A 15,614-nucleotide genomic window follows, 5' to 3' on the forward strand; every position below is an offset into this window, starting at 1 on the left:
ATGTGCATGGCGAAAAAGAGAAGGACGAAAGCATCGGCAACCGCGCGAACGGTCTCCCAGCTGATGGCGGCAACGATGGCGGTATCGCCGATCGTTGCGGCGCTGCCGATATTGCCGGGAACGGCGGTGGCGGAAGAGGTACTGCTGGACGAGGGAGGTTCGGCGCCGATTTCGGTGCTGATGAGCGGCGACGCGGACGGTCGTCTCGGTTACCTGAGCACGACGGTAACCGTGTCACGGTTGACTTATGCCGCCGAGACGGCGCAAGGCATTGTAGGGTACCGGCTGTATTGGGCGGATTACAGCGGGATTAAGCGGGGGGACCCGATTCGGGAATGGACGGGTTTGACGGCCAGCTCCGGCGATTTGAATGATGTTATGGACGGTGTTGCGATTCCCGACGGGGCGACGGGATTGTTTGTCGTTCCCTACACGTCGGAGGGGGCGGAATTGGACGGCATTTCCCTTGGGTTCACTGATATTGCCGCCCAGACAGAGGCGATCGAAAGCCTCTCCATCGAGGTGGTCTTCAATGATGAGATTGCAGCCAATTCGGGGACGATTTCGGCAACGGATTTTGCGCTGACCGGGGCGGACGAAATTCATGTTGCATCGGCGGCTATTATCGGCGGGAGGATGCAACTGGTCCTCAGTCGCGCTATGGTACCCGGCGAAGCACTGACCTTGTCCTATACGCCGCCGACAGAGAATAAGTTGGTGTTCGCCAACATCGGTCTGTACGTGCCGGGATTCTCGGGAGTGGCAGTATACACGGGGGAACTGCCGATTATCGACGACACGGACAGTGCGTATCCGAATGTCCTTCATTTGGTGATGACCACGCCGCTTGATGGCATCGACGCCGACAAGAATGCGTTTACCGTCAAGCGAGGGAACACCCCGGTGGACGTCCAAAGTGTACACGTCGCCGGAGCGGTTGTTACGCTCACGCTGGAGAAGACGTTGATGCGCAATGCTTCTTATGAGGTGAATTATTCTCCCCTACATGTGAACGATCTTCACAGGTGGAGTGCGTATCTGCCCGAGTTTGTCGCCACGGTGACGGGACCGTCTGACTTTCCGTTGCCTGCCGGCATTACCGTAAACAAGCTGGCGGACGACTACGAGTTTGTCGTGCCGAATGTGCCTGCCGACGCGTCGGTAGCGATTTACACGACGGGGGCGAGCGGCGCCGGGTATCCGATTGTCACCGCGCCGAATGTCGGAACAAACGAAATCCATGCAACGGTGCCTATCGATTCCTTGGCATCGCTGAACACCGTATACATTGCCTTCGTGGAGAACGGCTTCGAAAGCGCCCGCACGCCGGTGCAGTTCAACGCCGCGCCGGTGGCGAAGTATACCGGATGGGCTACTCTTGCGGCGTACTCCAACGGTGGCGACGAAAAACCGCCGATTCTGCTGTCGCTGGACAATTTGTTTGACGATGTAGATGGCGACACGCTTTCCTATACATACTCCTATACCGGGAACCCGTGTGTCCTGCACATGGATCTTGTGACAGGCGGGCTGGAGTTCGCCCCTACGTATTCGCCGGGTACGGTGGTGGTGACGATCAGCGCGGACGATCATCACGGCAACCAAACCTCGTTGAATTTCAGCGTGACGGTAGGGAACGACAGCCCGCACGCGTCCAAGGGCAACGCGCCGGGCAGCGCCAAAATCGTCGCCGCCGTCGATAGCGGAGAAGCGCTCCAACTGGTGTTCTCGAACCAGCCGTTCAAGCAGCTGCCCGGGCTGCAGTCGACTCTGCCTGAAGGAGCGGTTGCTTATACGAGCGGTGCCGATATTACCGGCGCCGACTTGAGGGCGAAACCGTATGTCGGCGTTTATACGGTCGACGCATTAGGCAAGGTGCTGCGCTTCACGCCGGTCACAATCGACGAAAGCATGCTGCAAGCGGGATTGTTCGTCACCCGTACGGACGGTACCGCGCTGACGTTGAACGGGTCGCAGCTGGATGCCTCGATTGTGCGGATGAATATATTCGGCAACACATACAAGTGGAAAACAAATATCGCCGCCGGCGACTTTGTTTTGAACGGCGCGCCGGAAGGCATGGAGATCGCCAGTGTGTATCGCATTAGCGATAAAGTGTTGGATGTCAAGCTTGCTTATACGGGATCGGCCATCGCCAGCCCGTGGAACAGCTTGACGATTACGGCGAATGCGAGCGCTTTTGGAGCGGGCGGCGGCAGTTTGACGTCGGATGCGATTCCGATTGCGCCGCCTGCTCCTGCCGCGGCTTGGCAAAGCAGTTTGAAAGCGGCTGGCGGCGACGGTCAGGCGACCGTTGCGTTCTTCGCGCCGGTCGGTGCGGACAGCGTGACGCTGGAATATGCCGATAATCCCTCTTTCTACGGCAGACAGAAGCAGGCGGTGAATCCGGCTGTCACGAGTGTCGGCGTAAGCGGGCTGACAAACGGACAGAACTACTGGTTCCGGCTTGTTGCTTCAGGCGGTACGCAGTCCGGCATATCGAACGTGGAGCAAATTAATATCGGTGAGCCGGCTCCCGGGGCAGCGGGGGTTCCGGTTATTTATACATATGAACCGTTGGAGGGACAGGAAGGAACGATCGCCCCGGGACAATCGTTCAAGCTGCAGTTCAACTCGCTGCTGGACAACCGTAACGGCCAGGCGGCCGAGGCGATTCGGCAGGGGCTGGGGTCCGATTTTGCAGGCAGGATTGCGACCCAGGACGGTACCGATTCCGGCTGGTCCAGCCAGTTCACCGTGATCGCCCTTGACACGATTTCCTTGACGGAAGGGGACCATCGCATTGCGCTTGCGCCGGGCTCCGTTACGAACCGTTCCGGTCGTACGAACGACGATTACATCGCTTTCGACATCGTCGGCGATTGGAGCGATGTTCGACCGGTGCTGGATCTCGGCAAAATCGGTTTCGATCAGGACGATTATTACGGGACGCCGCAGATTTACGGCCAGGCGGGAGCCGTCAACCAGTCCGGCGCGACGATTGCGTTGTATGACTGGGACGGGGCGACTGACGAGGGGGGAAAGATTGATTCCTCCAACAATCATCTGCAACAAATCGCTTGGGCATACAGCAACGAGGACGGTTCCTTCCGTTTCAACATCGGGAGTCACGATACGAGCAAGCAGTTGGTTGTCGTTGCGCAAGGGCGGGGAGGGAATTATTCCAGCGGCTTCTACGACAGCTACAACGAGACGGTTTACGGCATTGATCCTGATGTGGCGAAGTTGGTCAATAAGGCCGTGCCTTTTCTCACAGGGGAGCCCGTAGTACAGCATGTTCAGCAAGGCTCTTCGTTTACGCTGGATGTGGCGAATTATTTTGCCGATGACGATGTGCTGGGTTATACGTTTGCCGGAGGTTACAGCACAAGTGTAATCAATAGCGCCTATTTTATCGACAACGGCAAATTGAGTCTGCTAAGCGGGCAGAACGGGACGACAGCAATAACCGTTACGGCGACGGACATGTTCGGCGCCCAGGCCAGCCAGACGTTCAACCTATCGGTCGAGGAGTCTGCTCCTACGGCGCTTGCCGCAAGCCAGGTGCACTATTATCCCGCGGCAGGCACTGGCGATACGATTGTCATCTCCGGCTTGTCATCGTTCTGGAATAAAACGGTTCGCGTTTATGATGCTGCCGAAGGCGGACGGATACTGAGCGGCGACAAGCTGATGGGCGGGGAACAGGCATTCGACGGCACGATCACTTATCAGTTGCACGAGGATCTGGGGGCGGCAGGGAAAGACTTGTGGGTCACGCTGACGGATTACGGGTGGGCCGAGAGCGGCCGGGTGCAGATCGACAAGCAGGATCGCACGCACGAGCTGACATTTGTGAACAGCTTCAACCAGGCTGCCGGCTTCAAGCTGAACCCCGCCGTTACGGGAACGCTGCGCTATCTGGTGCTGGATTCCGTCGATCCGGTCCCTTCGCCGACACAAATCGCTTCCGGTACGGACAGCGAATGGGAAAGCGTGGAGGTTTCGGGCAGCTTCAACGTGACGGCCGGGGGAGACAACGAATTTTATTTGCTTGGGCTCGATCCGTTCGCCATGAAGCGGATTTATGCGGTCATCACGGACGATGAGGGGAACATTTCCCCTGTGTTGACAAGCTTCTTCTATGTGCGTGAGGCCGGAACCGTATCTGTCGGCTGGCCCGATCCTTACGAGGTGCACAGTGCGAACGAGGCGTTGTTTCCTTACCTGATGCCCGGAGACCTGCAGCTGAAGAAGGGCGATACGCTGCTGCTTCATTTCGACCGGCCGGTAGACAGTGACACGACTGCGCAGAAGATCGCTTCTGCGCTTGATGATATGGGTTGGAACGGACTTTATACTGTCGATGCGCTTCCCGTCATGCCGTCTTCCTTGGCGCATACGTTTCGCGTGCATATTACCGGCGCCATTACTCCGATGCTGCCGGTATCCATTGAGCTTCAGGGCGTTCAGGGATTCGGTGATGAATACGCATCGGAATACATTTCGTTTATGGGCATTACCGACTACCCGGAGCCGGAGCTTGTGGCCGATTCGACGTACAGCGATGCGTTCCATCCGATCACGTTGACATTGCCGAATATCGGTTCGAGGCTGGATCAACTGCCAGTCGGTCAACAGATCCAGATTAGCTTTGAACCTGTTATGTCGGAGGCCAGCTTCTTCGAAGGCGACGAGGGGGAAGGCGATGACGGGTTGCAGTTTACGGCCCGCGACAAGACGATTACGATATTGCCCGGCCAGTTGCCGGCCGGCGAATGGTGGATCAGCGTGACGGTGCCCGGCTATCAGAAGGCAACGGTCGAGCAGACGATTATGGACTCGTACACTGTGATATCCGATGGCGGCGATTTCTATGTTGGCACGCTATCCTACATTGAGGGTTTGCAGAAGCTGCAGTTGAACGGTGTCGATGTGACAAGCGACCAGTACCGTCTGGAGTCGAAAACTTACGATCAATATGAATTTCTAGAGGTATGGCTCAAACACGACTATTTGGCCACGCTGCCTACAGGCATATATACTCTTACGACCGATTTTGGCGGCTATGAGGACTCGTACCCGTTGTCGATCTTCAACCCGCAGGCCAAAATTGCGCATGCGCGAGGCAATGCGACGTTGGCGGCCGAGGTTACGCTGCAGGACCTGCTGGATGCGGGAGCGACAGCCGTCACTGCAACTCGTCTCGACGCCTATCAGGCGGCGATCGGGCTAGCTTCCGCTGCGGAAACCTTCGATTTGACGAGTTTGCAAGAGCTGATTAGCGATGCTAATGACTCGCTTGACTCAGCAGAGCCGCCGTCGCCGCGGATTGCTTCGGCGGTATTGTCCAGCTGGCAGGTCGCGATGCTGGCCAGCGAAGTTGTGGCTGCGCTGAATCCGGCCACTATCGGCCCCGACAGCTTCACGCTGATCGCGCGCGACGAGGCGGGCAACCGTTTAACGCCGGCCGCCGCCCACGTTCACATCGAAAGCGTCCGGGTCGAGAGCGGCAGCATCGTGGCCCGGCTTGCAGGCGCTCTCGGCGCGACGGATACAGTAGAGCTGAGGCCGAATGCAATGGCGTCGAATCATTTTCAAAATGCCGAACAAGTCGCGCTGACAGGAACGTCCGGGCCGCTGCATTTGCTGCCGAATGTCGCTCCCGTGGTTCGGGAGTTGGCGATCGACGCGTTCGGTCCTGTGCTGGAAGCGCAGTTTTACGTAGAGGATGACGACGGTGATGTCGAAGGAACGCACCAGATCCAGTGGTACCGCGCCAATGAAGCGGATGGATCGCTGACGCCGATTGCGGGGGCGAACGGTTCCGAGTATCATCCAACCGCCGCCGATCTGGGAAAATATATCCGCGTGCTGGTGACGCCTGTTTCGCTCACCGGAGTGACGACGGGAGTGCCCGTGCTGAGCGAAGCGATCCAGCAATCCGTGTTATACAGCGATATTGAGCTGAGCGTCAACGGTCTGCCGGAGATGGAAGAAATGTCGGGCATCCCGATCCCCGTATATGCTTCGGTTCAGTCGAATTTTACGTTCAGCGGGCATGTGTCGGGAGCGGATGCGGGCGAGATAGCGGTCGTGAAGCTGACGATCCGCGAAAGATACGGGCCGTATTTGCGTCAAACCGGCGAAGGCGAGTACTCCTGGGTCAGCGGAAGCGATCCGCTGAACGAGTTCGAGGTGCCAGTCGACGAGAGCGGCAACTGGACATGGACCCTGCCGAATGCGGCCTTGCAGCGGCCGGACGAATATACCCGTTTCATCGTGACGGCAAACGCAGCCGCCGAAGGCAAGTTGGCCCAGTCGGGTCAAGGCTACTTCAACGTCGACTACCGGGAGCCGCAGCTTGAGTCCGCCAACGTCTACGGCAATACGATCGTACTCGGATACAACCAGAAGCTGGGTGTGACCAGTCTGGGCACGAACGCGTTTGAGCTATTCCACTTTGTCATCGGCAAAGTAGACGGCATCGGCGGCCGGACGGCCCACGTCATTGCCGCATCGTTCTACAACAATTATTTGACGCTGAAATTCGATACGGCGGCGGCGGTCGGCGAAACAATCGAAGGCGGTTATACGGCGCCTTACTCGGGCGGCCTTAGCAACTGGGCGGGCGTCCCGCTCGGTTCGTTTTACGAGCCTGAGATTACGAATGCGACGGCGGACGATTTTGCTTCCGCCAGTATGCCGGCGGCTGATCACAACAACGGCTACTTGCTGGAAAGCGGCGAAGACGTGGCCGTCTTCCGGTTGGCGGAGGAAGTTTCGCCGGGCATGACGCTTGAAGTGCAGCTGCCTGCCGAGCATGCCGGCAATCAAACCTTACTCTCCCAGGATCTCGAGCGTGACGACTTCGAGCTGCTGAACGCGCAGGACGAAATCGTGGCGTGGGCGGAGAATCCGAGCAATTTGGCAACGGAGAATGAATTCGGCATTCGTGTGCTTCGCTTCCCGCTCGGCGGGGCGCTTAACGCGAATGAAACGTATACGCTGCGCTATGTCGGCCAACCGGGACTGGTGACGCTGCCCCATCCGGCCTCGCGCGCGGACGCCTCGCTGACGATTGTCAACTCGTTCGGATTCGCGTCGCTGCAGCATGTATTTAACGGCTTGTCTTACGGTTATCCCGAGCACGGGCCGCTAAGCATCGCATTCACCGATCTGGATACCGATGCGGGACAAGTGAAAGGTACCGTTTCCTTTACTCCGGCACTGCCGTCCGACGAGTCGGATATTGTCGACTACGCGTTCTATTGGCTGGATCAGAATGGCCGCATCATCGATAACGGCTACGGCGGAGAAATTGCCAGCTTGGCGAAAGACAACGATACGAGCTTCGAATTTTATTCGAATTATCCCGTGCCGGGAGGGGCGGTCGCTCTTGCCGTGTACGCCCGGAATGAGTATGGCCTTTCGCGACAATTCGCGGTGTACAGCGGGTTTGACAATGCCTCCGGCGAAAATGTATCGCCTCATGCGGTTGTTACGATGCCCGATCTTCTTTTCGAATCCTCGTCTGTGACGAGCAGCACCATGTATGTTGGCAACTATTTTGCCGATGTCGACGATGATTACTTGATCTATTCCGCTTCGTCATCCGATGACGCCGTCGTCGCTTTTGGCACATGGGCCGTTTCCGGCAGTTATATTACACTGACGATCGCCGGATCCGGCACCGCAACGGTTACGATTACGGCGGACGACGGACACGGCCACCAGTTCCCGCAGCAATTCCAGGTGACGGTCAACGCGCCGGCGCTGACCGGGGCAACGACGAACCGAATCGGCAACGTGGTGCAATTGGTCTTCAATCGTCCCCTTGCGTCATCGTGGGATACAGATAAATTTCATGTGTACGTTGGAATGAGCGAGGTTGCTATCAACTGGGCCGAATCAGGCAAGGACACGGTTGCCGACAATTCGGGCCGTACGTTTGCCGTAGCGCTTGACGGTTATGTTGCCGCAAGCGACACGGTTACGATTACGCTTGACGCCGGCGCGGTAACCTCTATGGATGGCGTCCCGCAAGGGGCTATCAACAGGCAGGCGGTGGAGAACCGCGCCGCGGCGCCGGCCAACGCTCCTTGGCTGGTCCATTTTACGGATGAGAACAAGTATGCGGGTTCCATTCAGGGGGCCGTTTCCATCGGCCGGGCGCAGGACGAGTCCGATATAGAAGGATACCGCCTGTACTGGGCCAAAAGCGATCTGACGCAGGTCGGGGCTACCATCGCCACATTGCCGAAGTCTGCGGACCCGCTTGCTTACCTTTTCGATGGAGATACGACCATACCGGCGCAAGCGGCCCGACTGGTTGCGGTCGCAATCAACGAGCAAGGCGAGTCTGCTCCTGCCTACGTCGAGTTGATCGATGCGGCCGGCATGTCGTTCAGCGGCGTCAGCTTGAACGCGACTTCGCTTGGTTTCACGATTCCGGCTGCAAGCGCCGGCACGGCGCATGTGGTGGTAACCGACAGCGACGCATGGCCCTGGAATTTGGCGGATATTCTCTCGGGCAGCCATGGGGGCAAGCAGGCGATCTATACGGCGGTGCAACCCGAAGTTCAGGCCGGCGATTCGATTGCCGTATCGCTGAACGAATTGACACCCGATACGATCTATACGGTGTACGTGGTCGTTCAGGCGGAGGACGGATCGTATTCGTCGATTGCAACATCAAGCTTTCCGCTGCCGCCTCCGGCGATCTTGGGCGCGTTGCAGATGATTGACGCCAGCGGCGCGGCAAACGACGGCAAAACGGAGATTGTGCTGGGCGAGCCGGCTTCCGGCCATTCGTACCTGTACAAGCGGTGGTCCGGTTCTTCGTTGATGCCTCATGTGGGCGACTTGCTGGCCGGGGCCGACGGCTGGATCGCCGTGCAGTCGGGCGATCTGCTGGAAGCGAGCAATCATGAGTTGTTTGCCGTTGCGGAAGTGGACGGGAATGGACAGATGGTTGGCCTCAGCTTCGTATCCGCCGTTGTGGCCAAGGAGCCGCCGGCATTGACCGCGGATGCGACCGATAATAATGTGGACCAGCCAATTGAGCTCAGCTTCCCGGACAATGCCGATTGGCGTGCGAACGTGACGTCGGTGACGGTCAAGCGGCACAGCGATCAAGCGGTCGTCAATGCCGTCTATTCCGTGCTGGAGAGCAAGGTGGTGCTGGCCAAGGGCACGTTCGCGGCAGGCGGCGAGTACGACATAACGGTGCTGGCAAACGGCTATTCGCCGACTAATGCGAGCCAGCAGGTGCTGGGCCGATCGGCATCGCCGACGGAATACACGGTATCGGCCGTCAATGCGTTGACGGGCGAAGACAACGTCAATGTATTTGAAGTGCCGGCTTATGCGGAAGTGCGGGTGTACGATGCCGCAGATGCAGTCACTCCGATCGCAACGAAAACACAAGGAAGCACCAGCGGGGTTCCCGTTGTTCTTACGTTCCCCGGCGGCTTCCCAAGCGGCTTGCATGTCGTCTATATCAGCCTTACCAACCACGCGAACGGCTTGGCGGAAAGCGAGCGGATGGAGTATCGTTTGCCGCTGCCGGTTTTGGTGCCTCCGGTGTCTTTCACAGACGCGCCGGGTTCTGCGAGCGACGGCAAAACGAAGGCAGCCATCGGTTCGCCCAGCGTGGCCGGGCATACGTTCCGGTATTGGAAGGTGACGGGGACGGAAATTCCGTTCCCCGTCTCGGGCGATAAGGCGACCGGCTGGAGCGCCATTGTGAACGGTCAGGAATTTGATGCGGCGAACGGCCAGTATATCATCGTGGTCGAGGTGGACGATGAAGACACGATCATCGCTTACAGTGTCAGTCAGGCGGTCGTCAAGGAGGCTTTGGCTTCGCCGAACGATACCCAGATCACGGTTGAGAACAGCCTGGCAGCCGGCGCCGTCGATTATGTCAAGGTAGTCAATGTACCGGCAAACACAACCGTTAACGTGTATAGCGAGGGAAGCGGCGAAACGAAACTGGGCAGCGCCGCCAATGTACAAACGTATGCCGCCGATGTGCGAGTATTGATTAACGCCGGATTCGAGCCGCTGCGGACGAGTTTCTATGTCGGCTATTCGCGGAACGGGATGGAGGACAGTGAGCGAACGCTCCAGTATGTGCCGACGCCGCAGTTGAGTTTGACGCTCGCGGATGTAGAAGGCATCGCGAACGACGGGACAACGAAGGCGACGGTTGCAGGGACGGGCGCATCCGGGCATAAGTTCTACTACAAGCTGAGCGAAAGCGCTCTGAGCGGTATCGGGATATCCAGCCACATTGCCGCACCGGAATGGCAGTTGCTCGGAGGCGACGGATACATCGCCGATGCGACGGGACTATTTGTGACGATTGCGGAAACGGATGCGGACGGCAATGTGGTCGCTTTGGCCGGCCGAATGGCGGTTGTTGCCAACGCGCTGCAGGCGCCTGCGGCGGGGGATATCGCTGTCGTGAACAACGCGAGCGGCGAGGATACGGTGACGGTGGCGAACGTGCCGGCAGGGGCTACGGTATTCGTCAACGAAAGCGGCGGCACACGAATCGGGGCAGCAGTGAACACCGATGACTCGCCGGCGACGAAGCAAGTTGCGATTGCGGGCGGTTTTGTTCCGCTGCTTGCCGAAATCCGGGTCGGTTTTACGAAGGAGGGCATGGAAGACAGCTTGCCGACAAGTGTTGCGCTTTCTCTTCCGGCCCTTCTGGAAGAACCGGAGTTTACGTATGTTCGCGGCAGTGACAATGTCGTCAAGTCGACAATCGGGCTGGGCGAGTTGAGCGGGGGAGGCCATAAATACCGGTATGTGCTGTCGCCGGATTATTCGCCGGTAACGCCTCCTGTTATCGGACAATCGCTTGATTCCTGGACAGAAATAACCGACGGCGAGACGATCGCGGCGGACAGCGGGCGAAGCATCGGGATTGCGGAGGTGGACAGCGCCGATCGCGCGATCCGGTTCAGTGCAGGCCGGGTGAATACGACGCGGAATCCGGGCATGCCGATCACGACGGGTTTCGTGCAAAAGCTTACCGCCAGCGGCGGATACCGGACGTATATCAACCGAGAAGATTTGCCTGAAGACGTGCGAGGCTTCAGCAAGATCGAAGTGCAATCGTGGCAGACAACGCCGGTTGTTAATGACGGGATAACGATTTCCGATGTGAACGAGTATCACGAGGAGTATGGATATAGCGTCGGCGTGCCTTCTCAAGGGATTTGGCACCCGCTAGTCATCCTGTTCGATGCGAACAACCACCCGGTCGGCTATTTCATCGGCTCGATCGATACGACGTTGCCGCCGGCATTGACGGTTGCTCCGTCGGCAGTCGATGCGGGGGGAAGCGGGAACGACGGCAAAACGAGAATCGTCCTGGGCGCGCCATCCAGCGGAAATGCTTATCGCTACGTGCTGGCGAATACGGGGGATACGGTCGATTACCCGCATGCCGGAGACGACGCGACAGCATGGAATGAGCTGACGCTCGAGTCATGGCAGGACGATCTGGTCAGCGGTTTGATCGTCGCGGCGCAAGCGCAGCAGCTCGGTATTGCCGAGGTCGACGGGCAAGGCAAGGTAGTGCGGTTCAGCACCGTACAAGCGGTGACCATGGACGCAACACCCGCGCCTCTAAGCAGCGATATTACGCTGACCAATGCCGCGGCAGGGCCCGATACCGTAACGGTGGCTGGAGTGTTGCCCCATGTACAGGTCAAAGTATACGATGCGGCAATCGGAGACAACGTCATCGGCTCTGCTTTCCAAACGGAAGGGAGCGCCGATTCGGTAACTCTATCCATTGCATCGGGGTTTGGCGCCGACCTTCGTTCGGTGTATGTCAGTCTCACGAACCCGAACATGGAAGAGAGCGAACGCACCGAAGTTTCGATACCGGCCAGTTTATTGCCGTTTACGATTGCGGATGCCCCGGGGGCCGGCAACGACGGTCTGGCCAAAGTGACGATCGCGGCAAATACGGAAGGGCATTCCTACCGCTACCGTGTGACGTCCGGAACGCCACTTCCGAGACCGGCGTACGTGATCGATCAGGACGAACTGGAAGGAAGTTGGACAACGCTCGGACTGGACAGGCTCGTCGCAACGGAGGACGGCAAGTACGTCAATATTGTGGAAGTGGACGAGTCGAATCGGATTGTCGCTTTTGGCAGTGGAATTGCTGTTGTCATTGACGCTCTGGCTGCGCCGACGGAAGGCAATATTGTCATTTCGAAAACATGGAATAACGGGGATTCCGTAACCGTTGCGAACGTGCCGGCAGGAGCTTTCGTTTATGTATACGATACGGCAAGCGGCGGGACGGAGCTGGGGAAAGCGCTGAACAACAGCGGCGCTCTCGGCAGCGTCGCCGTTGCATTTCCGAGCGGGCTGGATCCGCTGCTTGGCGCGATTTACGTCGAACTGGCGCAGCAAGGCAAGGAGACGAGCGAACGAACGGTCAAGGCGGTAGCGGCGCGGCCGCTGACGGTGTCGACAGCGGACCTGCCCGGCTTGGCGAACAACGGCAAAGTGCAGGTTACGGTGGCGGATGCGCCGGCAGATGCGATCGTTATGTATAAAGTCAGCGCATCGGTATTGCCGCAGGCACAAGCGGGAGGAGCGGCCGGAACGGGCTGGACGGCGCTGGGCGCTGCCGGCGCTGCCAGCGGAGTGGTGTCGGGCGTCGCCCCGGGCGACCGGATCTACGCCGCGGTGCTTGGCGAGAGCGGTACGCGATATGTGGCGTTCGGCTCGGTTGCGGCTCAGGTAATCGACACGCTGGCGGTTCCGGCTGCGGCGGACATCGCCGTCGCGAACAACGTGAGCGGCGCCGATACGGTGACGGTGGCGAATGTGTCGGCAGGAGCGACGGTGAACGTTTACGGAACGGCGAGCGGCGGATCGATGCTGGGCAGCGCAACGAACGGAGCTGCCGCGGGAGCGGTGACGGTAACGATCGCAGGCGGACTGGATCCGATGCTTGGCACGATCTACGTCGAATTGGCGCAGGAAGGCAAAGAGACGAGCCAGCGCACGGCTGTCGACGTGCTGTCGCTGCCGCTTGCGGTAACGACAGCGGACCTGTCCGGCGCCGCGTATAATGGCATGACGCAAGTGACGGTGTCAGGCGTGCCGTCGGGAGCTGTTGTCGTTTACAGAACGGGCGGCGTCGTTGTGCCGCAGCCGCAAGCGGGGAGCGCTGCAGGAACGGGCTGGACGGCGCTTGGCGTTGCCGGTGCTACGAGCGGTGTTGTTGGCGGCGTCGCGCAGGGCGACCTGATTCAGGTCGCGGTGCTGAGCGGTACGCAGTATGTGGCCTACGGCTCAAGTACGGCGGTAGTGATCGACGCACTGGCGGCACCGGCCGCGGCGGATATCGCCGTTGTGAACAACGCGAGCGGCGCCGACACGGTGACGGTCGCGAACGTGCCGGCGGGAGCGTTCGTGTACGTGTACGATGCGGCAAGCGGCGAGATGGAGCTGGGAAAAGCGAGCAATACGGGGACGTTGGCAGGAAGTGTCGCGGTTGCGGTTCAGGGCGGCTTGAGCCCGCTGCTCGGCACGATCTACGTCGAACTGAGGCAAACCGGCAAAGAGGCGAGCGAACGCACGGCAAAAACGGTGCTTGCGCCGCTGCCGGTGGGAGCCGCGCAATTGTCGGGCTCGTACGAGGACAGCGCGAAAACGGTGATTTCGCTCGTCACTCCTTCAGCGGCCGGCAATACGTACCAATACAGGCTTTACAGCGGCACCGGCGACGTGCAGCCGCCGCAGGCGGGAGCTTCGATAACCGCGGTAGGCGGCTCCTGGCAGACGGCGACGAACGGGCAGGCGATCGCCGCCGCGGCCAATCAGTTGATCGGCATTGCCGAGGTGGATACAAGCGGCCGCATCGTTGCTTTCCAAGTGGCAACCGCGATGCATTTCCAGGCGGCGCCGTCGCTGCAGGCGGACACGATCGACGCGTTCAGCGATGTGCCGCTCGAGATTACGACCGCAACGGGCGACACAGCGGCGCTCGGCTGGTGGACCGCGGCTGCGTCAGGGGCTGTCGTTACTCATACGGTGGGCGGCGTTACCTACGAGTTGTCGGCCAACCAGTATGGCTTCAGCGGGAGCAAGCTGGTCATCAAGGCGGGCGTGCTGGCAGCCGGCGAGCACCAGATTCGAGTTGCGGTAGCCGGGTACACCTATGCGAACGTCGCGCTGCAATCGGTAGGCGGCCCGGCAAGCGAATGGGCGCTGCTGAACGGCGTGTCGGGTGCGGCTATGGCGTTCCAGGCCGCGAACGGCGCGATTACCGCGGTCGCGCAGCTAGTGTCGTCGCAGACGCTTACCGCCGATCAGTCGATCGCCTTCGAGCTTTGGGACGATGCCGGGACTACCGGACGGGTGCAGCTTTTTGCCGGCGGCTCCTCCGGGCCGTATACCGCGCAGTTCTCCCTGCAGGAATCGTCCGCAGGCGCAACGTACCGCATCAAAGTGTACGTTGTCAGCAATCGGACGGACGACGCCGGCGGCAACGATTTGAAGCTGTCCGCGCCGGTCGAGTTGCCGGTCACGATGTTCCGCGCGCTCGACGCCAACGGTGACGGCCGCATCGGGATCAACGACCTGATGGCTGTCGTCCTGCATGCGCCGGATTCGATCCGGGACGTCAACCACGACGGCGTGTTCGATCGCGAAGACGTACTCGCGCTGCTGCGGCAAATTATCGATCCCGGCCCTGGCGCCGGCAGTTGATCGAAGCGTCACATGAAATGCAAGGCCTCTCCCGGTGGTGAACCGTGGAGGGGCTTTTTTGTGTGGCGGCCGAGAGGCGGCCGATTGTGGCATGAACGCATTCGCTCAGGCGAACCGGCGGCCCAGGGCGGAGCGAATAAGCCGGGAATCTTGCAAAGAAACCGGTTAAGCAGTAAGGAGACCATCTGACGGCCGGCGTAATCCATGCCGGGGTTGCTCGTCGCGTGTTCGAGTTGCTGCGGAAACATACCACCCACTGGACGAAAAATGATCGCCACTCCAGCCACTCCAGCCACGCTTCCCCTCTTCCCTCAGAAGAATGACACGACGATACGGTTGCGAAATAGGCCATCTTTTATGGTCTATTTCGTCAAAAATGGGCTATCGCCACAAAATAGCCAGTGATTTCACTGGCTATTCGTGTCAATCTACCCGGATTGGGAGTGTTTCGCCAAAATAACCAGTGTTTTCACTGGCTATTTGGGATGATAAAGCCGAAATGGGAGGAATAAGCCATTTTTCATGGCCTATTTTGCGCCCAACAAGCCCAACAAGCCCAACAAGCCCAACAAGCCCAACAAGCCCAACAAGCCCAACAGGTCCAACAAGCCCAACAAGCCTAACAAGCCCAACAAGCCCAACAGGTCCAGCAGAACGATCAGGTAGGTGAATCGCTCCAGTGCTCGAATGGCAGTTCGAAACGAGAACGTTGTCGCTTGAGCGAACCCACATCGCCCCTCTTTGGAGCCGGCAACCGGTATGTTGCGCAGCAGTCGCGTAACCTGACTGACAATTTGTTTGGGGCACAGCATGTTTACCTGCTTTGCAAGATTTCTGCTGCCGCGGCCGGGGGCGGG

General features: G+C 59.2%; 1 protein-coding gene. It reads left to right on the forward strand.

Annotated features, from left to right (window positions below; translation table 11 throughout):
- Positions 1–6: 6 nt before the first annotated feature.
- Entirely contained in the window at positions 7–14,757 is a 14,751-nt protein-coding gene (locus tag EXY20_RS19630) for a hemoblobin-interacting domain-containing protein (protein ID WP_167859376.1), read from the forward strand.
- Positions 14,758–15,614 lie beyond the last annotated feature (857 nt).

It is taken from the genome of Paenibacillus cymbidii (genome assembly GCF_004764705.1).
Taxonomy (GTDB): domain Bacteria; phylum Bacillota; class Bacilli; order Paenibacillales; family NBRC-103111; genus Paenibacillus_AN; species Paenibacillus_AN cymbidii.